Origin of the sequence: Paenibacillus rhizoplanae, from assembly GCF_042684125.1 — a bacterium.
Classification (GTDB): Bacteria; Bacillota; Bacilli; order Paenibacillales; family Paenibacillaceae; genus Paenibacillus_AQ; species Paenibacillus_AQ rhizoplanae.
In genome coordinates this window covers 215,974-239,998 of sequence record NZ_JBHUKY010000110.1, presented here as the reverse complement: position 1 = coordinate 239,998, position 24,025 = coordinate 215,974, and the positions used below count along the sequence as shown (strand labels likewise).

29 protein-coding genes, 12 tRNA genes and 1 rRNA gene are annotated in these 24,025 nt (G+C 52.3%); 40 read left to right on the top strand and 2 right to left on the bottom strand.

Annotated features, from left to right (window positions below; genetic code table 11):
• Nucleotides 1-134: 134 nt before the first annotated feature.
• From rrf to ACFSX3_RS33220, 13 genes are all read left to right on the top strand, one after another.
• A 5S ribosomal RNA gene (rrf, locus tag ACFSX3_RS33280) occupies nucleotides 135-251 on the top strand.
• Between the two features lie 9 nt (nucleotides 252-260).
• Nucleotides 261-336: transfer RNA gene (locus tag ACFSX3_RS33275), tRNA-Asn, on the top strand.
• Nucleotide 337: 1 nt separating this feature from the next.
• Nucleotides 338-413: transfer RNA gene (locus ACFSX3_RS33270), tRNA-Thr, on the top strand.
• Nucleotides 414-425: 12 nt separating this feature from the next.
• Nucleotides 426-500 (top strand) — tRNA-Glu (locus tag ACFSX3_RS33265).
• A 36-nt stretch (nucleotides 501-536) separates the two neighbouring features.
• Nucleotides 537-612: transfer RNA gene (locus ACFSX3_RS33260), tRNA-Val, on the top strand.
• A gap of 53 nt (nucleotides 613-665) precedes the next feature.
• Nucleotides 666-739, top strand: a tRNA-Gln gene (locus tag ACFSX3_RS33255).
• 5 nt (nucleotides 740-744) lie between these two features.
• Nucleotides 745-817: transfer RNA gene (locus tag ACFSX3_RS33250), tRNA-Lys, on the top strand.
• A gap of 16 nt (nucleotides 818-833) precedes the next feature.
• A tRNA-Leu gene (locus tag ACFSX3_RS33245) sits at nucleotides 834-917 on the top strand.
• A gap of 7 nt (nucleotides 918-924) precedes the next feature.
• Nucleotides 925-999 (top strand) — tRNA-Gly (locus tag ACFSX3_RS33240).
• Between the two features lie 8 nt (nucleotides 1,000-1,007).
• Nucleotides 1,008-1,084 (top strand) — tRNA-Arg (locus ACFSX3_RS33235).
• A 29-nt stretch (nucleotides 1,085-1,113) separates the two neighbouring features.
• A tRNA-Pro gene (locus tag ACFSX3_RS33230) sits at nucleotides 1,114-1,187 on the top strand.
• Between the two features lie 16 nt (nucleotides 1,188-1,203).
• Nucleotides 1,204-1,277, top strand: a tRNA-Gly gene (locus ACFSX3_RS33225).
• Nucleotides 1,278-1,294: 17 nt separating this feature from the next.
• Nucleotides 1,295-1,368: transfer RNA gene (locus tag ACFSX3_RS33220), tRNA-Pro, on the top strand.
• Nucleotides 1,369-1,448: 80 nt separating this feature from the next.
• On the opposite strand, the gene ACFSX3_RS33215 is transcribed toward ACFSX3_RS33220, so the two are convergent.
• Both ACFSX3_RS33215 and ACFSX3_RS33210 read right to left on the bottom strand, forming a co-directional pair.
• Nucleotides 1,449-1,862, bottom strand: a complete 414-nt coding sequence (locus ACFSX3_RS33215) for an ImmA/IrrE family metallo-endopeptidase (protein ID WP_209991896.1) — start codon at nucleotides 1,860-1,862, stop codon at nucleotides 1,449-1,451.
• Nucleotides 1,863-1,907: 45 nt separating this feature from the next.
• Nucleotides 1,908-2,348 (bottom strand): helix-turn-helix domain-containing protein, encoded by a 441-nt coding sequence (locus ACFSX3_RS33210; RefSeq protein ID WP_209991737.1) that lies wholly within the window; start codon nucleotides 2,346-2,348, stop codon nucleotides 1,908-1,910.
• 301 nt (nucleotides 2,349-2,649) lie between these two features.
• Between ACFSX3_RS33210 and ACFSX3_RS33205 the strand changes: the two genes are divergently transcribed.
• From ACFSX3_RS33205 to ACFSX3_RS33075, 27 genes are all read left to right on the top strand, one after another.
• Complete coding sequence (locus tag ACFSX3_RS33205) at nucleotides 2,650-3,150, top strand: ArpU family phage packaging/lysis transcriptional regulator (RefSeq protein WP_379258572.1); 501 nt, start codon at nucleotides 2,650-2,652, stop codon at nucleotides 3,148-3,150.
• 376 nt (nucleotides 3,151-3,526) lie between these two features.
• The gene (locus tag ACFSX3_RS33200; protein ID WP_209991738.1) at nucleotides 3,527-3,949 is read left to right on the top strand and encodes a phage tail terminator family protein; all 423 of its coding nucleotides are present in this window, start codon (nucleotides 3,527-3,529) and stop codon (nucleotides 3,947-3,949) included.
• On the top strand, nucleotides 3,946-4,152 hold the full coding sequence (locus ACFSX3_RS33195) for a hypothetical protein (protein ID WP_209991739.1): 207 nt from the start codon (nucleotides 3,946-3,948) through the stop codon (nucleotides 4,150-4,152). The genes ACFSX3_RS33200 and ACFSX3_RS33195 overlap by 4 nt, the downstream gene beginning before the upstream one ends.
• Nucleotides 4,152-5,474 carry a phage tail sheath family protein gene (locus ACFSX3_RS33190; protein WP_209991740.1) on the top strand — a complete coding sequence of 441 codons (1,323 nt, stop codon included), beginning with the start codon at nucleotides 4,152-4,154 and terminating at the stop codon, nucleotides 5,472-5,474. Before ACFSX3_RS33195 ends, ACFSX3_RS33190 begins: the two co-directional genes overlap by 1 nt.
• 1 nt (nucleotide 5,475) lies before the next feature.
• On the top strand, nucleotides 5,476-5,946 hold the full coding sequence (locus tag ACFSX3_RS33185) for a phage tail tube protein (RefSeq protein ID WP_036724540.1): 471 nt from the start codon (nucleotides 5,476-5,478) through the stop codon (nucleotides 5,944-5,946).
• A gap of 166 nt (nucleotides 5,947-6,112) precedes the next feature.
• On the top strand, nucleotides 6,113-6,535 hold the full coding sequence (locus ACFSX3_RS33180; protein ID WP_036696211.1) for a phage tail assembly chaperone: 423 nt from the start codon (nucleotides 6,113-6,115) through the stop codon (nucleotides 6,533-6,535).
• Nucleotides 6,536-6,811: 276 nt separating this feature from the next.
• A complete protein-coding gene (locus ACFSX3_RS33175; protein ID WP_209991741.1) occupies nucleotides 6,812-8,695 on the top strand; it encodes a hypothetical protein in 1,884 nt (627 codons plus the stop codon).
• 1 nt (nucleotide 8,696) lies between these two features.
• Nucleotides 8,697-9,443: a LysM peptidoglycan-binding domain-containing protein gene (locus ACFSX3_RS33170; protein ID WP_209991742.1), complete on the top strand. Its 747-nt coding sequence runs from the start codon at nucleotides 8,697-8,699 to the stop codon at nucleotides 9,441-9,443.
• Between the two features lie 12 nt (nucleotides 9,444-9,455).
• Nucleotides 9,456-10,418: an XkdQ/YqbQ family protein gene (locus ACFSX3_RS33165; protein ID WP_209991743.1), complete on the top strand. Its 963-nt coding sequence runs from the start codon at nucleotides 9,456-9,458 to the stop codon at nucleotides 10,416-10,418.
• Between the two features lie 5 nt (nucleotides 10,419-10,423).
• Nucleotides 10,424-10,717 carry a DUF2577 domain-containing protein gene (locus ACFSX3_RS33160; RefSeq protein ID WP_036696221.1) on the top strand — a complete coding sequence of 98 codons (294 nt, stop codon included), beginning with the start codon at nucleotides 10,424-10,426 and terminating at the stop codon, nucleotides 10,715-10,717.
• Complete coding sequence (locus tag ACFSX3_RS33155) at nucleotides 10,714-11,142, top strand: DUF2634 domain-containing protein (RefSeq protein WP_209991744.1); 429 nt, start codon at nucleotides 10,714-10,716, stop codon at nucleotides 11,140-11,142. The genes ACFSX3_RS33160 and ACFSX3_RS33155 overlap by 4 nt, the downstream gene beginning before the upstream one ends.
• On the top strand, nucleotides 11,135-12,193 hold the full coding sequence (locus tag ACFSX3_RS33150; RefSeq protein WP_209991745.1) for a baseplate J/gp47 family protein: 1,059 nt from the start codon (nucleotides 11,135-11,137) through the stop codon (nucleotides 12,191-12,193). The genes ACFSX3_RS33155 and ACFSX3_RS33150 overlap by 8 nt, the downstream gene beginning before the upstream one ends.
• Nucleotides 12,194-12,195: 2 nt before the next feature.
• Nucleotides 12,196-12,609 carry a hypothetical protein gene (locus ACFSX3_RS33145; RefSeq protein WP_036724526.1) on the top strand — a complete coding sequence of 138 codons (414 nt, stop codon included), beginning with the start codon at nucleotides 12,196-12,198 and terminating at the stop codon, nucleotides 12,607-12,609.
• Between the two features lies 1 nt (nucleotide 12,610).
• The gene (locus tag ACFSX3_RS33140) at nucleotides 12,611-13,633 is read left to right on the top strand and encodes a DUF2793 domain-containing protein (RefSeq protein ID WP_209991746.1); all 1,023 of its coding nucleotides are present in this window, start codon (nucleotides 12,611-12,613) and stop codon (nucleotides 13,631-13,633) included.
• 12 nt (nucleotides 13,634-13,645) lie between these two features.
• Nucleotides 13,646-13,981 (top strand): hyaluronate lyase N-terminal domain-containing protein, encoded by a 336-nt coding sequence (locus ACFSX3_RS33135; RefSeq protein ID WP_209991747.1) that lies wholly within the window; start codon nucleotides 13,646-13,648, stop codon nucleotides 13,979-13,981.
• 2 nt (nucleotides 13,982-13,983) lie between these two features.
• Complete coding sequence (locus tag ACFSX3_RS33130; RefSeq protein WP_209991748.1) at nucleotides 13,984-14,595, top strand: putative phage tail protein; 612 nt, start codon at nucleotides 13,984-13,986, stop codon at nucleotides 14,593-14,595.
• 11 nt (nucleotides 14,596-14,606) lie between these two features.
• Nucleotides 14,607-16,076 (top strand): hypothetical protein, encoded by a 1,470-nt coding sequence (locus ACFSX3_RS33125; RefSeq protein WP_209991749.1) that lies wholly within the window; start codon nucleotides 14,607-14,609, stop codon nucleotides 16,074-16,076.
• Between the two features lie 14 nt (nucleotides 16,077-16,090).
• Nucleotides 16,091-16,564: an XkdW family protein gene (locus ACFSX3_RS33120; protein WP_209991750.1), complete on the top strand. Its 474-nt coding sequence runs from the start codon at nucleotides 16,091-16,093 to the stop codon at nucleotides 16,562-16,564.
• A 55-nt stretch (nucleotides 16,565-16,619) separates the two neighbouring features.
• On the top strand, nucleotides 16,620-16,751 hold the full coding sequence (locus ACFSX3_RS33115) for a hypothetical protein (protein WP_339220485.1): 132 nt from the start codon (nucleotides 16,620-16,622) through the stop codon (nucleotides 16,749-16,751).
• Nucleotides 16,752-17,069: 318 nt separating this feature from the next.
• Nucleotides 17,070-17,387 (top strand): hypothetical protein, encoded by a 318-nt coding sequence (locus ACFSX3_RS33110; RefSeq protein ID WP_036724518.1) that lies wholly within the window; start codon nucleotides 17,070-17,072, stop codon nucleotides 17,385-17,387.
• 1 nt (nucleotide 17,388) lies between these two features.
• A complete protein-coding gene (locus ACFSX3_RS33105) occupies nucleotides 17,389-17,586 on the top strand; it encodes a hypothetical protein (RefSeq protein WP_209991751.1) in 198 nt (65 codons plus the stop codon).
• On the top strand, nucleotides 17,573-17,965 hold the full coding sequence (locus ACFSX3_RS33100; protein WP_209991752.1) for a hypothetical protein: 393 nt from the start codon (nucleotides 17,573-17,575) through the stop codon (nucleotides 17,963-17,965). Before ACFSX3_RS33105 ends, ACFSX3_RS33100 begins: the two co-directional genes overlap by 14 nt.
• Nucleotides 17,937-18,647 (top strand): M15 family metallopeptidase, encoded by a 711-nt coding sequence (locus tag ACFSX3_RS33095; RefSeq protein WP_209991753.1) that lies wholly within the window; start codon nucleotides 17,937-17,939, stop codon nucleotides 18,645-18,647. The genes ACFSX3_RS33100 and ACFSX3_RS33095 overlap by 29 nt, the downstream gene beginning before the upstream one ends.
• On the top strand, nucleotides 18,647-18,925 hold the full coding sequence (locus ACFSX3_RS33090) for a holin (RefSeq protein ID WP_209991898.1): 279 nt from the start codon (nucleotides 18,647-18,649) through the stop codon (nucleotides 18,923-18,925). The genes ACFSX3_RS33095 and ACFSX3_RS33090 overlap by 1 nt, the downstream gene beginning before the upstream one ends.
• Before the next feature lie 299 nt (nucleotides 18,926-19,224).
• Nucleotides 19,225-22,017, top strand: coding sequence for a phosphoenolpyruvate carboxylase (gene ppc / locus ACFSX3_RS33085; RefSeq protein WP_209991899.1), 2,793 nt, complete (start codon nucleotides 19,225-19,227; stop codon nucleotides 22,015-22,017).
• 646 nt (nucleotides 22,018-22,663) lie between these two features.
• The gene (gene sigW / locus ACFSX3_RS33080; protein ID WP_036696241.1) at nucleotides 22,664-23,230 is read left to right on the top strand and encodes an RNA polymerase sigma factor SigW; all 567 of its coding nucleotides are present in this window, start codon (nucleotides 22,664-22,666) and stop codon (nucleotides 23,228-23,230) included.
• A gap of 99 nt (nucleotides 23,231-23,329) precedes the next feature.
• Nucleotides 23,330-23,944 (top strand): anti-sigma factor family protein, encoded by a 615-nt coding sequence (locus ACFSX3_RS33075; RefSeq protein WP_036724508.1) that lies wholly within the window; start codon nucleotides 23,330-23,332, stop codon nucleotides 23,942-23,944.
• The last annotated feature ends 81 nt before the right edge of the window (nucleotides 23,945-24,025 follow it).

The following is a 24,025-nucleotide window of genomic DNA, read 5'->3' as shown; positions in this document are numbered from 1 at the left end:
GTGGAAGTGCAGCAATGCATGGAGCTGACCAATACTAATCGGTCGAGGGCTTATCCAAATTTCTAACACGCAGATTCATTTCGGATTCAGTTTTCAGGAATCAATTCCTGAAGCATTTACGCTGTAAATGCCCGTTTGGTGGCGATAGCGGAGGGGTTCCACACGTACCCATCCCGAACACGACCGTTAAGCCCTCCAGCGCCGATGGTACTTGGACCGAAGGGTCCTGGGAGAGTAGGACGTTGCCAAGCGGACAATATTCCCTGATAGCTCAGTTGGTAGAGCACTCGACTGTTAATCGAGTTGTCACAGGTTCGAGTCCTGTTCGGGGAGCCATGCTCTCATAGCTCAGCAGGTAGAGTGCTTCCATGGTAAGGAAGAGGTCACCGGTTCGAATCCGGTTGAGAGCTCCACAAATTTATTAAGGCCCGTTGGTCAAGGGGTTAAGACACCTCCCTTTCACGGAGGTAACATGGGTTCGAATCCCATACGGGTCACCATTACTAATCAGCACCCTAATTAGTCACCATACATATGGAGGCTTAGCTCAGCTGGGAGAGCATCTGCCTTACAAGCAGAGGGTCGGGGGTTCGAACCCCTCAGCCTCCACCATAATGTTCTTGATATTTCAGGGAGATTGTGGGCATTATATAGGTATCTATTGTAGGGGATTCGCCAAGTGGTAAGGCAACGGACTCTGACTCCGTCATCATAGGTTCGAATCCTATATCCCCTGCCAATTATGAGCCATTAGCTCAGTTGGTAGAGCACCTGACTTTTAATCAGGGTGTCGAAGGTTCGAATCCTTCATGGCTCACTTTTATTTGATTCATGCGCGTGTGGCGGAATGGCAGACGCACCAGACTTAGGATCTGGCGTCGTAAGACGTGGGGGTTCAAGTCCCTTCACGCGCACCACTTATTTGCGGACGTGGCTCAGCGGTAGAGCATCGCCTTGCCAAGGCGAGGGTCGCGGGTTCGATTCCCGTCGTCCGCTCCAAAATTTTTGCGCCCTTAGCTCAGCTGGATAGAGCGTTTGACTACGAATCAAAAGGCCGGGAGTTCGAATCTCTCAGGGCGCACCATTATTTTTTAGAATATTTGCTTGTATTAACGGGATGTAGCTCAGCTTGGTAGAGCACCTGGTTTGGGACCAGGGGGTCGCATGTTCAAATCGTGTCATCCCGATATTTTTTTCACCTGTGCGGGTGTAGTTCAATGGTAGAACTTCAGCCTTCCAAGCTGATAGCGTGGGTTCGATTCCCATCACCCGCTCCATATTAATTTCATAGTTTCGGGATGTAGCTCAGCTTGGTAGAGCACCTGGTTTGGGACCAGGGGGTCGCATGTTCAAATCGTGTCATCCCGATCGAACAGCTTATGGCTGACCAACGAACTCTTACTGCGGTAAGAGTTTTTTGTTGCGTCATTAAAGGAACATATGTTCCTTTAATCGTCTAAAAAAAAGACAACCTCAGCCGGGATGCCAATTCTTGCATAATAGCTCTGTACCGATTCATCCTGCTCAATGGCAGTGCCGACCGATAGCAGCTTGACCGCGAATAGGTTAGCCTGCCGTTCCAGCTTACCTGGTGAGAAATAAGAATTCTCCTCCAGAAAAAAACGGTTGACCCCTTTGTGCAGACGGTCATGCGCGAGTTCATGTGCGCATACGAATCGTTGCCACTCCAGCGGCAGCTGGTTATGGATGACGATGAACCTTCTTCTTAGCTTACGGTAGTAGAGGCCCTTGGTGCCGTCACCCAGATGCATGAACCGGATGTGAATCCCCAGTGCTTCAGCCAGCTCGAAGGGGCTGCTGGTATTGTATTTTTTGACCAAACGCTTGATTAGCTCATCCATATTCTTCACCCGCAGCATGTTAATAGTAGTTGGATTGCCTGGTACTTACTCTTTACCTGGATGGTGCTTAGGCTTGGTCCGCTTATTCATCTGCTTAGCCTCCCAGAACAAGCCGGTTAATACGTCCTTGATCCGCTGTTTATCTTCCTTGTTCAGGGGAATCCCGTCAAACATCAGCTCACCATCATCCTCCAGCATTTGCCGGAAGTCCCGCTTATCCTTGCTGGTGGCCCAGGCAGGCACAGAGCCCTCTGTACTGCCCTCAGTCTCGGTTAAATAACCAGCATGGCCCATTAGCTCCTCGTAAGACACATCGGTCGCTTCAGCAATCTTGCGCAGTGTAGCCGGTTTGGGGACACCCCGTAATCCATTCTCGATCCGTGAGATCTGGGCTCCACTGATACCGGCAAGCGCTGCCAGCTGATTAATGGTCAATCCCTTTCCTTCCCGAAGCTGTCTCAGATAGTATCCGAATTCCTCTGCCATCGATAACCACTCCTTATCCCTAATCACCTAAAAAGCTGTTGTACTTACTATAAGCTATTTATGCCAATAGGTAAACAATAAAGAGTCTAATATTGCCAAAAGGTAAGAATAGACTTGCATATAGCTTGTTTATGCTGCAAAACGGGCCAAAATGAGGTTTTACTGAATTGGTAGATAAGTGGTATATTATGAAAAAAAGCGAACAGTATACGAACAAGTAGAATTTTAACACATTTGGCCGGAAAGGTCCGCAACAAAGTTCTTAAATCTGTATAACATCTAAGGAGTGGTATTAATGATGATGATTATATCTTCGCTGCCCGAGCTTGACCGCCGCCGGACTCAGGTCACTATAGAGAATATGCTGGAGAAATACCGGATTTTCAAATCTGTCACGTTCGAGGCTAAAGAGGCCGGGATTACGTACTCCTACACGGAGCGGTTCCATGGCGCGACTAATACGGTTACCGATCAGACAGCAGCAATTGCCACGCATAATGTAGATGTGCCTGCTGCAAGACGGGCGTACTGTGCTGTGATTGATTCGGTTGTAGAGCGGCTTACCCAGAGGGAACAACAACTGGTGCGGGAGAGATACATGCGCAGAGAGGAGAGCTACGACTACACGATATACAATCATGTGTTCGATCCTCCGGTGAGCAAGGATACTTATGTGAAAATAAGGTCGAAGGCGTTCTATAAGATGGCGCTGGCGCTCGCTGATCTGCAGCTGTTGTCTCTGGCTACGCTCACGAAAACCCCGGCTGGCGGGAATGGATCTAAGGGGCCGAAATCCTTTTGACAACATGCAACTACCATATATAAATGAGAAGGCCGTATTGCCCGCTGGGGTGATGCGGCTTTTTTGTTGGACGGGAACCGCCCTTTACCATCCCTTTTACCACCGGAAGTTATCGTTAACTCATCTGTAATAGCGCCTGCGCAAGGTCTCAGGGGGTCTATGATTATAACATGGCAAATGAAGCAGAAGGACACCGCAGGAGCATGAATGCTCCACATCATCGAAGCCTACGACAGGCCGGCAGACAAGCGCGGTGAAAGCTCCTTCGGTCTTTGCCAGATACAAGATGGGTCCAATTCTTCCCGAATCGAACCCGTGGGTGACTTCAAGAAAGGCAGGAGGGATTACCACATCTAATCATGAGAGGAATGAAATCATGACGGTACAACAACTACGGGGGAATATCACTGCTGCGCTGGTGCAGTTTTTCCCGGATATTCCTGTCTATGTGGAAGGGGAAAAGCCGCAGTCAGCTTACTTCAGGCTGGAGCTGCACTCGGCAACCTACGACAGGCAGCGTGAAGGCAGATACATGGCGGTCTACCGCTTCGGTATCCGCTATGAGCAAGGCAGTCTGCTGGATGCAGAGGCAATAGCTGACGGGCTCTGTGAGGCGCTGGACGCAAGAGAAAGTGTTAATCCCGTTTATCGGGTGGTGCGCCAGTCCTGGGTGGCCGGAGCAGAGGGACGGGGGGCGCTGTTCACCGTGGACTATATGCTCTATCTCCAGAAGCAGAAGCAGCCGGAGGAAGAGGCAGAGCTGATGGGACACTTCACGGAAGGGGCGCGGCTGAAATGAGTTCTAAGGAAATGACGGCAAGTGAGCGGGAACGCGGCAGCGGGGGACCGGATGCTTTTGGAAAGAAGCAGATGATGAACTCCGCTCTGTTTGCGCCGCGGGAAAAGGATGTACTGGAGGTAGTTCTGCAAGAGGACGAGAGCTACACCTTGGAAGAGGCTAAGTACTTAATGGAGCTGTATCTAAATAAGGAGGTTATCTAATGGCTGGAGGAACATGGACAACACAAAACAAGGTGCGTCCGGGGGTATACGTAAATGTAGCCTCGAACGGCATTGTGGCAGGTAAAATGGGGGAACGCGGTACGGCTGCTTTGGCGCTTGCACTGCCTTGGGGGCCCGCGGGCGTCATTCTGAAGCTTAGGGCTCAGGATGATTTCCAGCAAAAGCTGGGCTACGATCTGACGGCTGCAGAGCTGCTGCCGGTGCGCGAGGTGCTGAAGCGGGCGGGCACACTGCTGCTCTACCGTCTGAATCAGGGTGTGAAGGCTGCTGTGACCAATAACGGAGTTCAGGCGACTGCGCTGTATGGCGGAGAACGCGGGAATGCGCTTAAGGTAGTGATCGAGAAAAATATCGATGACAGCACTCAGTTCGATGTCCGGACGCTGCTGGAGGGTAGTGAGGTGGACAAGCAGACGGTAAGCACCGCTGAAGGCCTGCTGGCGAATGCTTACGTGGAGTACAAACCGAACGGACCCGGTACGCTGAGCGTAACGGCAGGCATGCCGCTGGCAGGCGGGGCAAATGGTACGGTCACGAATGCGGAGCATAGTGCGTTCTTGTCGGCGCTGGAGGTTCAGGATTTCCAGACGGTAGGTCTGGTATCGCAGGATAACACGCTGAAGTCCCTGTATAGCGCCTATGTGAAGCGTCTGCGTAATACGGAAGGCAAGAAGGTGCAGGCGGTCTTGTCCGATTATGCTACGGCTGACCATGAAGGCATCATCAGTGTGGCGAACGGCGTTATTTTGAGTGATGGAACGGTAGTGGATAAAGCTCATGCCGTGGCTTGGGTTGCCGGTGCAACTGCCGCTGCTGCGGTGAACGAATCTCTGACTTATCAGGCCTATGACGATGCTGTAGACGCAGATGTGCGCTTCAGCCATTCCGAGACGGTAGAAGCACTTACAGATGGAGAGCTGCTGTTCACCTATAGCGGAGGCCGGGCAGTAGTGGAGCAGGACATTAACACGTTCACTTCCTTCTCCACAGACAAAGGCAAGGCCTTCTCCAAGAACCGCGTGCTGCGTGTGCTGGATGGGATCGCTGGTGATTTGAAGCGGATTTTTGAGAGCTACTTCATTGGCAAATTGCCGAATAATGAGGACGGGCGGGCGTTGTTCTGGTCGCAGTGCGTCACTTATATGAATGATCTGCAGAACCTCGGGGCGATTGAGAACTTCAATGCGCAGAGCGACATTGTGGTGACCCCCGGAGCGGACAGTGACAGCGTAGTGCTGGAGGTAGCGGTGAAGCCGGTGGATTCCGTAGAAAAAGTATATATGAAAGTGAAGGTGGTCTAAGATGACATTCTTGAGAGCCAGCGATACGCTGTCCGGCCAGGAGGGCCGGGCCTATGCCACGATTAACGGACAGACGGAAGAAATGTTCTATGTTAAAACCCTGGAAGCCACTGTAGAGAAGCAGAAGGCGGAAGTGAAGACGCTTGGACGCCGCGGGGTGCAGCATAAGGCGACCGGCTGGTCGGGCAGCGGTACGATGACGATTTTTTATATGACGAGCCGTTTCCGCCAGATGATGCTGGAGTACATGAAGACAGGGATTGACCAATACTTCAGCATTATCGTGACCAATGAAGATCCGTCCTCAACCGTGGGCGCCCAGCGCATCATGCTGAAGGATGTCAATCTGGACAGTGTCATTATGGCTTCGCTGGATACGGAGTCGGATGCGCTGGAGGAAGAGGTTGCTTTTACCTTCGAGGATGTGGAATTGGTGCAGCCCTTCGCAGCTCCGGCTAATGCCGGCCAATAAAGCTTAAGCGGGCTATTCGCAGGTTGTAAAAGAGTAAATGAATGAATAGGTTCGGGAGGCCCCGCAAAGTATCTGGATAATCATTGAAGCCGTAGCCGCTGTGCGGCGGTATTCTGCGGCGGGCCTCTTCGCTGCCCTAACACAATAAGAATCCGGGAGGAACAACATGAGTGAATTAAGTTTATTTTTTGCGCAAAATGCGGCTTGTGATACAACAGAGGAATTCGCGGTCTCGCTGCGGTTCAAGGACAAGGAAGGTAACCCTGCTGTCTGGAAGCTGCGCAGTATGAATGAGGAAGAGAACCAGGAATGCCGTAAAGCGGCCACCCGCAAGGTCAAGGGAAAGAACGGCACCTACACTACGGATATTGATCCCAACGAATATATGGCGAAGCTCATGACGGCAAGCATTGTGCATCCGGATCTGAAGAATACAGAGCTTCAGCGTTCCTACGGGGTCATGGGCGCCGAATCGCTGCTGCGCAAAATGCTGCTGCCCGGAGAATTCGCTGCGCTTGGGGAGCGGGTACAGGCCCTGAACGGCTTCGCTACAGACATGAATGAGCTGGTAGATGACGTAAAAAACTAATCAACGAGGGCGATGGTGAGGCCAATCTGGCCTATTACGCCCTCCATGAGCTGCATATTCTGCCGCATGAACTGATGAAGCTCTCCGTCCGCGAACGCGCGGCGATCTATGCCATGATCTCTGTACGCGTGGACAAGGAGAAGCGGGAGCGCGCGCGGAGCAAGGGGAAGAAGCGATGAAGGGGGTGAAAGAATGGAAATCGATAGCTCCAAAGCAGTCATTATCTCGCGCAGGTCGGTTACGATATGGAAAGCCGTCCATAAACAAAGCCTGCGGATGAATAATAATCTCGACATGGTTAACCGGTCGGTAAAGGGTTTTCAGGCGGCGGTGAAACGTTCCAGTGAACAAATCATCCGCTCGGAGGATCGGATTATTCAATCCTTGCAACAGATCAATGACACGCTGCTGGAAGGCTTCAAACGACTGCCGGTCAAAGTGGATGTGTCCAGAACAGTTGTGATGCAGCAAAGCCAAAGGGCTGCGCAATCCCAGCAGTTGGGGGTACGGATGCTTAACGCCGCGCCTGTTGTAGAGGAGCCTGAGAAAGCGGAAGAGGCCAAAAAGGTAAACTGGTGGAAAGGGCTTAAAGAAAAAAAGAAAACGGAAGAAAAAAAGCCTGAGGTAAAAAAAGAGGATGTTAAACCACCGGAACCAGAACCAGAGGTTCTACCTAAGCCTAGGATCAATTTGAAGAAAGACCCGGTGCCACCGCCAGTGCCGCCACCACCTCCAGTCCCACCGACACCGAGCGGGGATTCCAAGATCATGAAGTTCCTCAAAACGGCTGATGTGGTAAAGCCTTTTAATGCAATTAAATCCTTCGGAGAGAAGGCGGTGAAGGAGGCCGCACAGCCTGAGGATATTGAAAAATGGAACCAGATGAACAAGAATATTGATCTTGTACTTGGCCAGATTGGCGCCAAAGCGCTAGGCGCTCTGCGGCCGGTGATGGACACCATTAATACGGCATTAACTTCGGGACAGCTGGCGCCGCTTATTGATGCGATGGCTAACGGGTTTCTTTTCATAGCGAATGTGATCTCAATGGTGGTTGACGGGCTATTATGGCTGGCTCAGGTGGTTCAGGATAACTGGTCATTTATTAAGCCTATCCTTGAAGCGATAGCCGTTGTCTTCCTGGCAGCCATGATTGTTCAAGTCTATATGCTTGCTGCTGCCTGGCTGGTGGCGAACTGGCCGATCTTAATCGTCATTGCCGTAATAGCAGTCTTATTGATGATTCTGCAGCATCTTGGCGTCTCGGCGGGTGAGGTGGTTGGATTTATCGTGGGATCGTTCTACTATCTGGCTGCAGTTGTACAGAATATAGCCATTGGTATCCAGAATTTTTTCACTTTGGCTGGCGATGGGTTAGTTTATATATTTAATTGGGCTGTCAATAAAGTGCAGGGATTCTTTTATGGTCTTGCCGCTGGTGCGCTGGATGTTATGTATAGTATTGCTGTAGGCGCAGAAGGATTCGCTGGAGGATTCATGAAGGTAATGGCAAGGGCAATCCAGTGGGTGATCGACAAATTCAACTCGCTGGTTGATATGCTGAGCAATATTCCATTCTTCGACACATTAGGAATCAGCAAGGTCAAAGTTGATATAGAAGAACCCGAGACTCCTCATGGTGCCAGTGATATTATTGCTAAATACCGCCAAGGACTTGAGGTGTATAAACCGGCAGACAAAGTTGTCTTTGAATTGTCCAAGCAGAGAGATTATAAGGACACAAAAGCGGCTTTTGGCAAGGGGAATCAAACAGGAATGAATGGTATGAACAAATTCATGGACAAGGGACAACAAATGGCGGATACGGCCAAGGAGTTTATTACCCCTAAGTCTCCTAAGAATATTCCGGGAGGTTCTACTGGAGTTCTGGGCAGTCAAAACGGCAGTCTGAACAACGTCAACAAGGTGGGCGAGGTAGGCAAGATCAATGAAAAGGTCGATATCTCCAGTGATGATCTGGATATGCTGCGGGAGCTGGCGGAGATTCAGTCGATTCAGAATTTTGTCGAGCTGACGCCAACGGTGCAGGTAACAACCGGGAATATTAATAATTCCGGCGATATTGACTCCATCATTACAAAGATCGGGCAAAAGCTGAAAGAGGAGTTCGTCTCTACGGCGCAGGGGGTGTACACGTAACATGGAGGAGTATGGATTCTATCTTAGCTTCAATAATTATGAAGAGGTGATCCGGCTTCCGGTGAACCCCGAGACGCTGGAGATCAAGGAGATTGGCGACGGCAAAAGCTATACCATTGTTGATTTTGGCGAAATCAATGCGATTGCTTATCCGAAGCTGACGGAGATTACGATTGAGAGTATGTTCCCGGCACAGTATTATCCGTTCGTGGTGTATTCCGGTGAGAATGCCGGCAAGCTGCTGAAGCCCTATGAGTATGTTGAGCTGATCCGCAAATGGATGCTCAGCCGCAGGCCGGTCCGGTTTGTTTTCTCAGGGCTGAAATCGGCAAATGTGCAGAATACGCAGACCCCAGACTGGCTGAAGCAGGCCAGGGCGCAGGCGCAGCAGGCTTTTACCGGGGATATTGGCATTAATATGGCGGTCAGCATTGAGAACTTCTCCTGGAAGCTGAGTGCGGGGTCCTCGGGGGATATCGATTATACACTTGGACTCAAAAAGTATGTGTTCTATCAGGCGTTAGCCGTGAAGGTGGGCAGCACCGGTGAAGTGAAGAAGCAGCAGAAACGGTCAAGCGAGAAGGCAGCGCCCGCTACCTATACGCTCAAAGCCGGGGATACGCTGTGGTCGGTGGCCCAAAAGCAACTCGGTGACGGCAGTAAATTCAAAACGCTGCAAAAGCTTAATAATATCTCGGACAGCGAACTGAAGAAGCTCAAAATTGGCCGAGTGATCAAGCTGTCTTAGGAGGCCATGGCGATGGAATTAATCGTAATCAATAAGGAAGGCGCCATCTGGAATATTGCTGGAATCGTTACGGATATCACGTGGAAAACCACCCGGACCGGCAAGCCTGCGACGCTTGAGCTTACGCTGGTGGACAGCGGTATGTATCAGCATAAAAAGTTCGCGATCAGCAACGGGGATATTGTGCAGTTCCGCAGAGACGGGGTCGATGTATTCTACGGCTTCGTCTTCAGCATCGACACGGGTGCGAATCAGGAGATCAAGCTGACGGCGTACGATCAGATCCGCTATCTGTTGGGCAATGGCAGTTATGTGCTTCAGGATGTTACTGCGGCTGAGGTGATCAGCACCATTGCCAAAGACCGCGGTTTGCGGCTTGGATTACTGGAACCGGCCGGGTACAAGATTCCCTCGCTGATCGAAGACGGAAAGAAACTGCTCGATATTATTATGGGCGCGGTCGGCAGTGAGCTGCAGTATAAGGGCCAGCTGATGGCCTTCTATGATGATTTCGGCAAGCTGACGCTGCGCAGTCCGCAGTCCATGCTGCTGAAGGTGATCCTGGGGGCAGGCCATTACCTGTATGATTATTCGCTGAAAAGAAGCATCGACGATAATACGTACAATACGATTCTGCTCTACCAGGACAACGAAAAGACCGGCAAACGCGAGTTCTATCCGGTCACAGATAAAGAAAATGTAAAGCGATGGGGTATTCTGCATCTCTACCAGAAGGCAGATGATAAGGCGAATGCTGCGCAGATTCAGGAAAAGGCAGGCAATCTGCTCAAGCAGCATAACCGCGAGAAGGTCAGCCTCTCGGTGCAGGCTATTGGCGATATGCGGGTGAGGGCGGGGAACTTCATCTATGTGCTGCTGGATGAATTCCAGACGCAGCTGTTCCTGGTGGATCAATGCAGCCATAAAATTTCCGGAGGGGAGCATACGATGTCCCTAGACATTAAGGTGGTGTAGACAACATGCTCGATATTATTAAACAGGCAAGCCTCGGGGCCGTATCGAATACGAATCCGGTGGCTTTTTCTTATGGGACGGTGGTTCTGGCACAGCCGCTGCAGATTCAGGTGGAACAGCGGCTGCTGCTGACGGGAGCCGCACTGGTCGTAGTTGAATCCGTGATGGAGAGCAAGGCTGTGATCGAGGGGCGGGAGATCCTGCTGCGGCGTGGACTTGAAGCGGGAGACCGCGTGCTGCTCGTGCGGATGCAAGGCGGACAGAGCTATATTGTCCTCGATCGGCTGGTGGACCTATGATTCCGGCGATAGGCAGATCCGGTCCGGTGACGGGGGCTCTGGAAGGGAATGTGACCGTTCCTGGGAATGCTCCAAGCCTGACGTACCGGATGGACTGGGAGCACGGACGGATCGGCGGACGGGTAGACGGGCTTGAAGCGGTGAAGCAGGCAGCGTTCAAGGTGCTGCAGACCAGCCGTTATGAGCACCTGATCTATAGCACGGACTACGGAACGGAGTGGAAGCTGGTGCTGGGTCAAGACAGGCTTCTGGCCCGGCCGGAGCTGCGCCGCCTGATTAGCGATGCGCTGCTCCAGGATGAGCGGATTCAGGCGCTTGAGGATGTGGAGATTCTTTTTGACGGAGATATGGTTAGCTTCAGCTGTACGGCTGTCACAGTATACGGTGATTTGGAGCTTAGAAAGGAGGGGATGGCCAGTGTATGAGGATCAGACGTACGAGGCTCTGCTGGAACGCATGCTGGATCGGGTTCCAGAGGGGCTGGACAAGCGCGAGGGAAGTATTATCTATGATGCGCTTGCGCCGGCGGCGGCTGAAATGGCCCAGATGTATCTTGAGCTTGAGGTCAGCAATAATCTGTTCTTCCCGGATACGGCGGACGGCGAATATCTGGAACGAACCATTGCCTGGACGGGACTGAAGCGTCAGCCCACAGGCAAAGCGCAGCTTGGTGCGAGGTTCTATACCAGCGGCGAAGAGCCTCTGGATATTCCGCTGGGCAGCCGCTTCTCCCTGGGACTGCTTCATTATTATGCGGCAGAGAAGCTGGCTCCCGGGACGTACCGCCTGGAGAGCGAGACTGCCGGGGCTGAGGGGAATCAGTATTCTGGCGCGCTGCTGCCGATTGATTATATTCCGGGACTGGCCCGGGGAGAGATTACGGGCCTGCTGGTTCCCGGCACAGATGCTGAGACGGATGAAGCGCTGCGGCAGCGGTACTTCGATTCGGCCCGTCGGCCGGCAACGAGCGGCAATAAATATCATTATATGGAGTGGGCACAGCAGATTCAGGGCGTAGGGGGAGCGCGGGTCTTCCCGCTATGGGCCGGACCGAAGACGGTCAAAGTGGTCATTGTGAACGCGGAGCATCAGCCCGCCTCCCCGCTGCTGGTCTCCCAGGTGCAGCAGTTCATTGATCCTGCGCCGGGTCTTGGCGAGGGCCAGGCTCCGGTGGGGGCGGTGGTGACGGTTGAATCGGCCACAGGCAAGGTGGTTGATGTCTCAGCTAAGGTTACGCTCGCTGCTGGCTATGCGCTGCAGCCGGTTATTCAAGCTTTTACGGCGCTCCTGGAGAAGTATCGTAAGGAGAAGGCTTTTGCCGCTACCTATATCAGTCAATCGGTCATTGGTGCATTGCTGCTGAATACGGAGGGCGTGGTGGATTATAGCTTACTTAAGCTGAACGGCGGGACGGCAAATATCCCTCTGCTGGAGACAGAAGTGCCGCTGTTCGGCAATGTCGTACTGGAGGTGTAGGCATGGGATATCCGGAGCAGATCGATGTCTTTCAGGATAAGCTGAACAAAAAGGCAAACGGCGGCAGTCATGTTGTAGAGGAGAAGCTTCGGCTTACAAGTGGTGTATTCAGCGGATTGCTGGCCCACGACAATATTAACAATCAGACGCTGGCGGTGTACACAGGTTCCCGCTTCAGCGGGACAGAGGTACGGAATTACTCCGTTTCTTTCCCGGACGAGGCCCCTTGGCGGCGGCTCATTAACATCTATGCGGATGTGCCCGAAGTCTATGTGACTTACGAGACACCGGGAGACACTGTGGAAGCGGATGATGTGAACCAGTTACAGGGCGGGCTTACGGCTACGCAGCGCGAACTGGAGCGGTATAAACAGGCCGGTCTGATTGACGGCGGATCTTTTAGAAGAGAGGTGTAATATGGCACAGACCATTCAGGTCAAACGTGGTACCCGGGCCGAGCTGTCCACTTACGGGATGCTGAAGGCGGGAGAAATGGGCTTCTGTACAGACACGAAGGAGGTCTATATCGGAGACGGTAGCTCCAACTCCATGGTGGGCCGGGCCTTGTCCGGTCCTGAAGCTTCGCGTCCTGCGGCAGCCTCGGCGGGGCGTCTATACTATGTGAGCAACGGGAGTAACAACGGGTATTTGTATTTCGATGACGGGGCCGCCTGGCGCCGGGTTAACGCGCAGAAATTAACAGATGTGAGCGGAACGGTGGACGATATCGCTGACGGCTCTACGTATGCCAAGGTGCTCAAGGCAGATCTTACAGCCGGACATCCCAATAAAGTGTCGGACGGCACGAATACGAAGACCGCCGCAGAAATTGCAACGCATCTTAACGATGCCGCGAAGCACAGAATCATCAACGATGGTGGTTCGACGATTACAGATCTGTGGTCCGCGCAAAAAATCAAAAATGAAATCGAGCTGGCCAAGCATAATATTGAGCCGCAGGCTTCGGTGAAGGATCAGCACCTGACGGCTCCGCCAGGAAGTCCCGTGGAAGCTGACCGGTATATCATTCCTTCCGGCGCAACCGGCGTCTGGGCGGGTAAAAGCAGTCAGATTGCGGAATATGCCGCAGGTAGCTGGGCTTATTATGTTCCGGCTGTCGGCTGGACGGCTTATGTGGACGATGAGCAGAAAATCTACAGCTGGAACGGGAGTGCCTGGGTGCGTACGGGCGGTGCGCTACAGACGATCACGGCTGGGAATGGTCTTACCGGCGGCGGGCAGGCGGATAGTGTCACGCTGACCGTCGGGGCAGGCAATGGGATCATTGTCGGCTCAACCAGTGTTGCAGCCAAGCCGGGTAAGGGAATTCTCGTAAACTCGACTGGCATCGAGGTCAACATCGACGGCACGAGTATCGTCTACGATTCGGCCAATGGCAACCAGCTCACGGTAAGCACTATCGACGGCGGAACATTCTAGGAGGCGGTGACCATGGCACGGAAGACATTGATTCAAATCCGCCGCGGCCTGGAGAGTGCGCAGGGTACGCTGGCCGCAGGCGAACTGGGCTACTGCACGGATAGCGGCAAGCTGTTCATCGGCAGCGGGAGCAGCAATATGCTGCTGGCGGCAGGCCAAAGCACAGGCGATATGCTGAAAAGCATCTACGACACGAATAACAACGGCAAGGTCGATTATGCCCAGGCTGCGGATACGGTTCCCTGGTCAGGGGTGGACGGCAAGCCTGCTGTCTATCCGGCAGCTGCACATACCCATGATTATATGCCCAAGGGTCCGCTGACCTGGAACCAGCTGAAGGGGGTATAGCTATGGCTTATGGAGATAGTATATATGGCGTTGTGGCATATTCGGCAGATGGTGTGACAGGGGAAGGGCCGGAGATTACCGCTCCCGATCTGATGAAGTACCTGCCCGATTATTATCAGGGCGTGCCTGAGATGGAGGCTGTGCAGGCCAGCGCAGGTAGAGCCTGCGGTGAAGTGGCGTACGCTATGGCCGACAGTGACGATCAGAAGACGCTGGAGTCGGCTACCTGGGGGCTGTCCCGCTGGGAGCGGCTGCTGGGACTGGCCTCAGACACGAATAAGTCCTACGCCACCCGGCGGGAGATGATCAAGGCCAAACTGCGGGGCAGCGGAACAACTACGCCGGAGATGATTAGGCGGACGGCGTCTGCTTTTTCCGGGGGAGATGTGGAGGTAGTCGAGGTGCCCGGAGCGTACAGCTTCGAGGTAAGCTTCGTCGGCACGCTGGGCATCCCGGCCAATATGGCAGGGCTGATTCAGATCATGGAAGAGATTAAGCCGGCCCATCTGGACTATAGCTTCGTGTACAGCTACACCTGGTGGGACTCCTTGAAGTCCCTTACCTGGAACGGTGCGCACGGCAAGACCTGGAACGAACTAAGAGTATATGAATAGGAGTGTGAGCGATGAAAACAACGGGTAATCTGGGGCTGAAAAAGCCCGATGGTACAGACATTGTAGATATCACCGATCTGAACGGCAACATGGATATTCTGGACACCGCCGTCAAGGCTGTGCAGGATCACGCCGCCGATACAGTCAAGCACATCACAGCGATGGAGCGTACGGCATGGAACGCCAAGGCGTCTACGTCGGTTGCGACCACGACTGTTGCGGGGCTAATGGCTGGAGCGGACAAGTCGAAGTTGGATAGTGTGGCGCAGGGGGCTAATAATTATGTGCATCCTTCCACGCATTCGCCATCGGTCATCGTTCAGGACTCGTCCAACCGCTTCGTAACCGATGCGGAGAAGACGGCCTGGAATGGGAAGGCGAATCTGTCGACTACACCGCAGCAGACTACAGCGGATGTTACCTATTACGTCCGGACGGACGGGAATGATGGGAATACGGGGCTGGGGAATACGGCGGGTGGGGCTTTCAGGACGATTCAGAAGGCGATTAGTATGATACCTAAAATGGTCAATCATACCGCAACTATCAGTGTAGCGGCAGGTACGTATACCGAAGCTCTAGTTTTAGAAGGTTTTATAAGCACCGATGTCCTTTATCTTACTGCTACGGGGGTAGTGAATATTAAGTCCATGGAAATTTTAAACTGTCATGGACAATTCATTGTTAATGGATTTACAGCAAACACAACAACAGCAATCGGCGCTTTTAGGGTTTCTGCTTCGAGGCGGGTTGTGTTCATTTCTTGTATTGTTACCACCTCTGCCGCGCAAGCGGGTGTTTATATAAGTGCCTCAGATGTATTTGTTGAAAATTGTATTATATCAAATCGCGCTATTGCAGTAGGGGCTTTAGCGGAAAGTATTGTCTATGCTACGGGGAATACAGGTGTGAATAACGCCGCCTCTTATCTATCTGGTTATGCTTCTTATTTTGGATACACTGGCAGCGGCCCTGCCGGTGCAATGGTGGCACAAGATAGTGGAATGCTCGTTCCGGGTAGCGGCGTACTTAACCCATGGGGAGATAATACTAAAACATCTAGGCCAATTGGGGAAATGCACCACGAAAATGTTTCTACTTCTCAAGTTGTCCCTGCCATGACGTGGACAAAAATTTTATTTACTGCGAACATTAATAATAACAAGTCCATTGCCGATGTGCCAAATTCAAGATTCGTTATTCCAGAACCGGGATTTTATAGTATTGAGGCCCGTGTGGGAGCCGTCGCCGGAGCGAATAGTTTGACCCGTGAGATACTGGCTGTTCACGTTGACGGTGTTCAGAACAGTTGGATTGCAGAGCAATTTCATGGAGGCAAGGGAGATATTCAGATTTCTGGGAGTGGACTATATGATTTGTATGCAGGTCAAATTATAGAGCTATTTATCTATTCGGATGTTTCATGCTCCATTTATACAGCAGATAAAACCACACATTTTGCTATTGTAAGATTAGCCTAAAAGGAGGCCTGAAAATGAACCTATCACTAGCAATCAACTACCTATACCCAAACGCCGACCCCATGCGAGACTTCATCGTCCAGGACAACGGCCCAGAACCCGTCCTGAGGCCTGGAGCAGAAGCCAAAGGCCGGGTACGCTACGAGATCAAGCCGCCAGACAACGACGAACAACCCGTAGAAGGCGTCCACTACCGCCACGGCATCGACTACAATCTACTGGTCGAAGGCGAGGATTATGATCTGGTGGAACGGGGGCCGCATATTGCGGTCTGGAAGCTGGATGTGCCGCAGCCGACAGAGGCTGAGTTGCAGGCAGCCTGGGTAGCGTACCAGGAAGAAGAGGCGAATAAGTCGCCGGTGCTGACGGAGATGGAGCAGCTGCAGCAAGAGAATATGGTGCTGAGAGCGCAGAATAGCGCGTTGTCGGAGCGTGCCGATTTTATCGAGGATATTATCGCCGAAATGGCAACCCAAGTCTATTCTTGAACGTTCGGCTGGCTTGCCTAAGGTTTCACATATTAATAGAAAGGTGGTGAGAGCAATGGCCTTATTTTTCGCACAACGCGTTACGCTGGGGAAGACGAAGTATAGCGAGGTCCCCTCTACGCTGAAGCCTGCGGTCAAGCAGATTCTGGTGGAGAACGGACTTACGTTCCTTGTAACTGAAGAGTAGATTGCCACAGGCGCCGCTCACGGCGTTTTTATTTTGCCCTCGGACCCGTCCGGGGGTTATATGAGAAGCACTGAAGAAATAAACAAAAAGCAAAAGAAGCGGAGGGGAAATTTGGAACTGTAGGAGCGGTAGCGTCCGCCTTTGTCTCCGGATTTCCACCGCAACAAGCGATATAATTCAAGAAATCTGGAGACAACAGCGGCCGGAAGTCCAAATGTTCACCGCAGTGACGATGAAGCTTCAAGTTTAAATCTTAAGTGCGTCTTATAGAACTACTTTAATAACTACTTTAATAACCACACAGAAGGGAGTGAAGCAATGGACAGCAACGATGTTGCGAATCTGGAGAAGCTGCTGCCGCTTGCAGATAAGTATGGACTGGCTTATATCATCGCTCTGATTCTGCTCATGATTATGCTTGTGCTTTTGCGGTCGATTGTGAAGGGGAATCTGGTGCCGCGTGAACTGCTGGAGCGTGCCGAGGAGGACCGGGACCGGTTGCAGAATATACTCGACAAAGAGCGGTCAGACTTCATGGCACCCACGCTTGAAGTCTTGCAGCGATTGAAAATAGACCATTCCGCAGGCAGCCATACGGGTAGCACTAGTACTAATGAAGAAGACAGGGGGGGATAACGTGCTGAGTGCGTGGATCAAGCGTCTATCGCCCCTGCACCGGGACAGAGAGCGTAGGCTGACGCTGGCAGGACATAAAGTATCGCTCTCTATCCGCAGGTACAAGAATGTCTCGAAAGATATTCAGGATGAAATCAGGAACAACGGGTTCGCCGAGTTCCTAATCTATGATCGGGGGGCAGAAGATGAGCAGCATTGATATTGTGTTGTTACTGGCCTATTCTATATCCTTTATCTGTGCGCTGCTGCTGATGGCTGCGCTTTTTTTGTATTTCCGCCGAAGATTCCGGGTGCGCGTGGTCAGTCTGTTTATGCTGGCGGCGTTCTTTTTCCTAGGGGCGTATACGGTTAAAATGGCGGTGGCCTTCTGGATCAGATTCAGCTCCGCTCCCGCCCCGGACGCTATACGAAGCTCGCTGCAATCGGATGCCTGGGCTATTGCCCAGACAGGAACCACCATAGGGCTAGTCATTCTAACCCTCTTGATGTACACCAGACGCCAGGATCTGTTCGTGGTCCTCTCTGAAATCAGGAAAGGGGAGGAATCGCATGCTGACGCTGGCTCAGGTCCTGAATAAATCCGCTGCCCGCCTGTCCGGGCTTCATCCCGCCGTCCTTGCCGCAGCGACTGCACTGATTGAACGCAGTTATGCTGTTGGAGTTCCCATCCTGATCACGCAAGGTCTGCGGACGATTGCCGAACAGGATGCGCTCTATGCCCAGGGGCGAACCCGGCCGGGAGCGATCGTGACGAATGCGCGCGGCGGGTACAGTTATCACAATTATGGATTGGCGGTGGATTTTGCGCTGCTGCTTCCGAATGGTTGGGGCGTCTCTTGGGATATGAACAGGAACGGGAATCAGAATGGGACCCGGGATTGGCTGGAGGTGGTGCAGCACGCTAAGGCCATCGGGTTCGAATGGGGCGGCGGCTGGACTAGCTTCAAGGATTACCCGCATCTGCAGATGAGCTTCGGATTAAGTCTGACGGAGCTGCGGACGGGGAAAAAGCCTGCGGCTGCGGCCGTGGAGGCGGTGATTGAACGGATCAAGCCCAAGGAGGGACAAGCGGTGAAGACTAAGATGAAAGTTGCAATACAGGTTAATGGAAGGAAGATTGCGGACGGGTGGCTGGAGGGTGGGGTTACCTACGTTCCTGCACGTAAAATTGCGGAGGCGCTGGGCGCTCAGATTGCTTACCATCCGGCTGCCAACACCGTCGAAATCACCACCACACCGCAGAAAGGAGCAATCTCATGATGAACCGCGAACTGCTGGATCATGTATTGGCTTTTGCCTCCATCCTGGCCGTATTTATTCTTGCCTTAGTGCAGCTGATCAAAAATAATACCCATTTGCCGCGTAACAGCATCCCTTTTATCGGACTTGCCATCGGGCTGCTGGTTGGAGCGGCGGCGTATCCTTTTACAGAGCTGGAGTTGACCTTGCGTCTATGGGCAGGCGGATTGGCCGGGTTATCGGCTACCGGATTATTTGAATTGGCATTCAACAACCGCTCAGGGCACACAATGAAATAAAAGTTAACCTGCGATGAACGGCCGGCTCTGCGGAGCTGGCTGTTTTTGTCGTTTGCGTCATATAACTTCACATGATCACTGCATACAGCACATATCAAAGAGAGAATATAACAGGAAGAAATACATAATTTTTTGAGACTGCATAAATGGCCGGTTTGGTGTATAATCGAAATCACTGCACTGCTTTACCGCGCAATAAAGTTGAAGATTTCCGGGCGGTTTTATTGTATGATATGAAGAAAGCTTTTCAAATAGACAATGTTAAGAGCATTGATCCGGAAGAGGATGGGGGGAGCAGCATGACCGAACTTACGACTACCGTTAGCAAAAGCAACTCCAACAATCTGCTGCGGCGAGACGTACGGTTCCTGGGGAACATACTGGGTGAAGTCTTGGTACACCAAGGCGGCAACGAACTACTGGAGATTGTGGAGAAGATCCGCGAGACCAGCAAATCGCTGCGCTCATTGTTTTTGCCTGAACTGCACAACGAATTTAAAGAGCTGATCAGCTCACTGGACCCGGAGAATCGCCATCAGGTGATCCGTGCCTTTGCGATTTATTTTCAGCTGGTGAACATCGCCGAGCAGAACCACCGGATTCGCCGTAAACGCGACTACGAACGTTCTGCCGGGGAGACTGTACAGCCGGGGTCGATTGAGAGCGCGGTTCAAGAGCTTCGCGAGCGGGAATTCTCCCACGAAGAGGTTCTTGAGATCATGAGCGGCATGTCGCTCGAGCTGGTTATGACCGCTCACCCTACTGAAGCTATGCGCCGTGCGATCCTCGATATTCACAAACGGATCTCCGACGACGTCATGGGCTTGGATAATCCGACGCTAACCTTCCGCGAACGCGAACAACTCCGGGAGAAGCTGCTGAATGAGGTTATTACCTTGTGGCAGACCGATGAACTGCGTGACCGCAAGCCTACGGTGCTGGATGAAGTGCGTAACGGGATGTATTACTTCCATGAGACGATTTTTGAAGTCCTGCCGGATGTATATCAGGAGCTTGAGCGCTGTCTGAGCAAATATTATCCGGGCCAGAACTGGCATGTGCCGACCTATCTGCGTTTTGGTTCATGGATCGGGGGAGACCGCGACGGTAACCCGTCCGTGAAGGCATCCGTTACCTTGCAGACTCTCCGTCTGCAGCGCAAGCTGGCTATTCGTGAATACCAGCGTATTATGCGCGAGCTGATGCAGTACCTCAGCTTTAGTACAAGCATTGTGAATGTGACGCCGGAGCTGCTGGAATCCATTGAGGCAGACCGGAATATTATCAATCTTAACCGGGTCGATGCCTGGCGTAATGATAACGAGCCTTACCGGATTAAGCTTAGCTATATGATCTCGAAGACCCAGAATGTGCTGGACGATGAGAAAAAAGGAACACCAGAGCGCTACGCATCCCCGGCGCAATTCATCGACGACCTGAACGTGATTGACCGCAGCCTGCGGCATCACTACGCCGATTATGTAGCAGATACCTACATTAAGAAGCTGATTCGTCAGGTGGAGCTGTTCGGCTTCCATACCTCCACTCTGGATGTGCGCCAGCACAGCCAGGAGCATGAGAATGCGATGACAGAGGTTCTGGCCAAGATGAATATTACACCGGATTACTCCAAGCTGTCGGAGCAAGAGAAGATTGTGCTGCTGGAGAAGCTGCTGAATGATCCGCGTCCGCTGACTTCCCCTTACCAGTCGTATAGTGAAGGGACAGAGGAATGCCTGGCGGTATACCGTGCGATCTATGAGGCGCAGGAGGAATACGGCGTGCAGTGCATCACCAGCTATCTGATCAGTATGGCGGAGGCGGCAAGCGATATTCTGGAGGTTATGGTCTTCTCTAAGGAAGTCGGCTTGTTCCGCAAAGATAACGACGGTACGGTAGTCTGTACTTTGCAGGCTGTGCCGCTGTTCGAGACGATTGACGACCTGCATGATGCGCCGCAGATTATGCGTACGCTGCTCAGTATGCCGATCTACCGCGATGCGGTTACTGCGATGAATGATCTGCAGGAGATCATGCTGGGGTATTCTGACAGTAATAAAGACGGCGGCGTGGTTACAGCGAACTGGGAGCTGCGTGTGGCCCTGAAGCAGATCACAGCGGCTGCCGATGAGTTCGGCATTAAGCTGAAGTTCTTCCACGGACGGGGCGGCGCCCTCGGACGCGGCGGTATGCCGCTCAACCGGAGCATTCTGGCCCAGCCGGCTTCCACCATCGGCGGCGGGATTAAGATTACCGAGCAGGGCGAAGTTATCTCCTCCCGGTATTCGATGAAAGGCATTGCTTACCGGAGTCTGGAGCAGGCAACGTCTGCGCTGATTACGGCGGCTATTCATGCCAGATCGCCACAGGCGGATCTGTATGAAGCCAAGTGGGATGAGATTATTGCCCGCATCTCTGAAGTCTCCCTGAATAAATATCAGGATCTGATCTTCCGTGATCCGGATTTCCTTACGTACTTCAAAGAGTCAACCCCGTTGCCGGAGGTAGGCGAGCTGAATATCGGCTCACGCCCTTCGAAGCGGAAGAATAGCGAGCGCTTCGAGGACCTGCGTGCAATTCCTTGGGTATTCGCCTGGACGCAGAGCCGTTATCTGCTTCCAGCATGGTATGCCGCCGGAACCGGTCTGCAGAGCTTCTATGAGGGCAAGGAAGAGAATATGAAGATCATGCAGCATATGTATGCTAACTTCTCATTCTTCACGACCCTGATCGATACGCTGCAGATGGCTCTTGCGAAGGCGGATCTTGTCATCGCCAAGGAATATGCTGGTATGGGCAAGAACGAAGAGGCGCGTGCGCGGATCTTCGGCCAGATTGAAGCCGAGTTCAAGCTGACTTCCGAGCTGATCCTCCAGATCACCGGACAGCAGGACATTCTGGATAATGTTCCAGTCATTCAGGAGTCGATCCGCCTGCGTAATCCGTACGTTGATCCGCTCAGCTACCTGCAGGTTCAGCTCCTCGCCGAGCTTCGCGCCCTGCGTGAGGTTGAGGGAGATGACGCTGAGCTGCTGCGTGAAGTGCTGCTCACGATCAATGGTATTGCCGCCGGTCTTCGGAATACCGGCTGATGGTTTGTGAGCACTCGCTCTGACGATCTTGATCTAAAAAGCCGGCGAAGCCGCTTTAAGGTTTTGGTCTAAAAGCCGGCGAAGCCGCTTTAAGGTTTTGGTCAAAAAGTCGGCGAAGCCGCTTTAAGGTTTTGATTTTCAAAGTCGGCGAAGCCGCTTTAAGATTTTGAAGGCGTTGTTCTTCAACCCCGTTCGCCTCTTACCTAGAGGAGGGACGGGGTTTTTGTCGTTCAAGGGAGGCCGGGGGGCAGGGACCCGGCCGAGCCCATGCCCCACCCCATTGTTGCCTGAGATATACTTGGGCAACAAGAAAAGCAGTGGGGGAACCCAGGCTGATGGAGGGGGCGAAGCGGAAATTTGGAACTGTAGGAGCGATAGCGTTCGCCTTTATTGGCAGATTTCAACCGCGGCCTGCGGTTCCAATCAGGAAATCTGCCAATAACAGCGACCGGAAGTCCAAATGTTCTGCGCAGCCCCCAACTAATCAGCCGCCAGCGTCCCGCAGCAAGCTTTTCCAGCACATTATATAGAAGGTAACAATACAAACCTTGATTTTTGAAGGCACATGATTTACGATTTAAATGCTTGTACCGTGGTCTTCGAAGAGCTGACAGTCCAAGGGCGGCAAGTCTGGGGGAGTTAACAGGTGGAGAATCTGGAAGGCAGACTGACAAAGCTCGCCCTGAAGGGTGACCAAAGGGCATTTGCCGAGCTTGTGGAACTATATAAAGACAAAATTTATCATTTGGCTTACCGTATGCTGAATAACCGCCATGAGGCGGAGGATGTTGTTCAGGAGACTTTTTTGCGCGTCTACAGAAATTTGGACAGGTATGATGATAAGCAGAAGTTCTCGACATGGATCTACCGGATTGGCACGAACCTCTGCATTGACCGGCTGCGTAAGCGTCGCCCGACCTATTCCCTGGATGCCGAGATGAACGACCAGGAGGGGATTGACGGGTATTCGATGATTCCGAGCGATAATGTGACCCCGGAGACGGAACTGCTGCTCTCGGAGACGCAGAGACTCATCTATGAAGCCATCGACAGCCTGCCCGTGAAGTACAGGTCGGTTATGATTCTGCGCTATCTGCAGGATTTGTCGCTTCAGGAGATCGGCGATGTGCTGGATATGCCTGTAACGACGATCAAGACCCGGGTGCATCGTGGCCGTGAGTTTTTACGTAAGAAGTTAGGACCCAAATTGTAAAAATAGATTATTTTTTATGAAACTCCTGCATTGCAGGGACGTATGTAAGTTAAGCAAGTCTTATGCACTAAATTAGCACGTATGAAAGGATTGGCTCCTATGGAATGCAAACTGGCCGTCTCTATGATGCACGACTACCTGGATGACGACTTGCCCGACCTGCAGCAGAGGGAATTGAAGGAGCATCTTTTATCCTGTACGGAGTGCCGTGCGAGGTTCAAAGAACTGGAACAGACCGATATGCTGATGTTTTCCCTGATGCACCAGACACCTGTGGCCTCGGAGGATTTGGTTGGCCGGATTATGGATTCATTACCGAAACCCAAGAAGGAAAGAGCCTTCATCACCTGGATCAAGCGACATCCGGCCCTGACGGCGGCGTCCATGTTCATTCTTGTGATGCTGATGAGCTCCGTAACCTTTTGGAATCAGGATCGGCAGCTTGTGGTTAGAGGGGCAGACCTCGACCAGGTTGTGATCAAGGGGAATACGGTGATTGTACCCTCCGGCAAAATTATCTCCGGTGATCTGACGGTGGAGAACGGTAAGACTCAAGTCTACGGGGAAGTCAACGGGAACGTAACGGTAATCGACGGTTCGCTGTATCAGGCTTCAACCGCCCATATCTCCGGGCAAGTAAAAAGTATAGACCAAGCAGTAAGCTGGATCTGGTATAAAGTGACGAACATGTTCTCTGAAGTTGCCTACCGATAGCTAAATGTTGGTCGCTTGTAGCAGACAACTCATTTGCGCCTCTTTTTCCGGAAAGATGGCGCTTTTTTGTTGCCTGAAAAT

Excerpts from the sequence above, each read along its gene's own strand:
- ACFSX3_RS33115 (WP_339220485.1), top strand. The coding sequence starts at position 16,620 with ATGGCCTTATTTTTCGCACAACGCGTTACGCTGGGGAAGACGAAGTAT.
- ACFSX3_RS33125 (WP_209991749.1), top strand. The coding sequence starts at position 14,607 with ATGAAAACAACGGGTAATCTGGGGCTGAAAAAGCCCGATGGTACAGAC.
- ACFSX3_RS33170 (WP_209991742.1), top strand. The coding sequence starts at position 8,697 with ATGGAGGAGTATGGATTCTATCTTAGCTTCAATAATTATGAAGAGGTG.
- ACFSX3_RS33095 (WP_209991753.1), top strand. The coding sequence starts at position 17,937 with ATGCTGACGCTGGCTCAGGTCCTGAATAAATCCGCTGCCCGCCTGTCC.
- ACFSX3_RS33130 (WP_209991748.1), top strand. The coding sequence starts at position 13,984 with ATGGCTTATGGAGATAGTATATATGGCGTTGTGGCATATTCGGCAGAT.
- ACFSX3_RS33140 (WP_209991746.1), top strand. The coding sequence starts at position 12,611 with ATGGCACAGACCATTCAGGTCAAACGTGGTACCCGGGCCGAGCTGTCC.
- ACFSX3_RS33090 (WP_209991898.1), top strand. The coding sequence starts at position 18,647 with ATGAACCGCGAACTGCTGGATCATGTATTGGCTTTTGCCTCCATCCTG.
- ACFSX3_RS33210 (WP_209991737.1), bottom strand. The coding sequence starts at position 2,348 with ATGGCAGAGGAATTCGGATACTATCTGAGACAGCTTCGGGAAGGAAAG.
- ACFSX3_RS33205 (WP_379258572.1), top strand. The coding sequence starts at position 2,650 with ATGATTATATCTTCGCTGCCCGAGCTTGACCGCCGCCGGACTCAGGTC.
- ACFSX3_RS33200 (WP_209991738.1), top strand. The coding sequence starts at position 3,527 with ATGACGGTACAACAACTACGGGGGAATATCACTGCTGCGCTGGTGCAG.
- ACFSX3_RS33190 (WP_209991740.1), top strand. The coding sequence starts at position 4,152 with ATGGCTGGAGGAACATGGACAACACAAAACAAGGTGCGTCCGGGGGTA.
- ACFSX3_RS33175 (WP_209991741.1), top strand. The coding sequence starts at position 6,812 with ATGAATAATAATCTCGACATGGTTAACCGGTCGGTAAAGGGTTTTCAG.
- ACFSX3_RS33180 (WP_036696211.1), top strand. The coding sequence starts at position 6,113 with ATGAGTGAATTAAGTTTATTTTTTGCGCAAAATGCGGCTTGTGATACA.
- ACFSX3_RS33100 (WP_209991752.1), top strand. The coding sequence starts at position 17,573 with ATGAGCAGCATTGATATTGTGTTGTTACTGGCCTATTCTATATCCTTT.
- ACFSX3_RS33075 (WP_036724508.1), top strand. The coding sequence starts at position 23,330 with ATGGAATGCAAACTGGCCGTCTCTATGATGCACGACTACCTGGATGAC.
- ACFSX3_RS33160 (WP_036696221.1), top strand. The coding sequence starts at position 10,424 with ATGCTCGATATTATTAAACAGGCAAGCCTCGGGGCCGTATCGAATACG.
- ACFSX3_RS33215 (WP_209991896.1), bottom strand. The coding sequence starts at position 1,862 with ATGGATGAGCTAATCAAGCGTTTGGTCAAAAAATACAATACCAGCAGC.
- ACFSX3_RS33120 (WP_209991750.1), top strand. The coding sequence starts at position 16,091 with ATGAACCTATCACTAGCAATCAACTACCTATACCCAAACGCCGACCCC.
- ACFSX3_RS33135 (WP_209991747.1), top strand. The coding sequence starts at position 13,646 with ATGGCACGGAAGACATTGATTCAAATCCGCCGCGGCCTGGAGAGTGCG.
- ACFSX3_RS33145 (WP_036724526.1), top strand. The coding sequence starts at position 12,196 with ATGGGATATCCGGAGCAGATCGATGTCTTTCAGGATAAGCTGAACAAA.
- ACFSX3_RS33185 (WP_036724540.1), top strand. The coding sequence starts at position 5,476 with ATGACATTCTTGAGAGCCAGCGATACGCTGTCCGGCCAGGAGGGCCGG.
- ACFSX3_RS33195 (WP_209991739.1), top strand. The coding sequence starts at position 3,946 with ATGAGTTCTAAGGAAATGACGGCAAGTGAGCGGGAACGCGGCAGCGGG.
- ACFSX3_RS33165 (WP_209991743.1), top strand. The coding sequence starts at position 9,456 with ATGGAATTAATCGTAATCAATAAGGAAGGCGCCATCTGGAATATTGCT.
- ppc (WP_209991899.1), top strand. The coding sequence starts at position 19,225 with ATGACCGAACTTACGACTACCGTTAGCAAAAGCAACTCCAACAATCTG.
- ACFSX3_RS33110 (WP_036724518.1), top strand. The coding sequence starts at position 17,070 with ATGGACAGCAACGATGTTGCGAATCTGGAGAAGCTGCTGCCGCTTGCA.
- ACFSX3_RS33155 (WP_209991744.1), top strand. The coding sequence starts at position 10,714 with ATGATTCCGGCGATAGGCAGATCCGGTCCGGTGACGGGGGCTCTGGAA.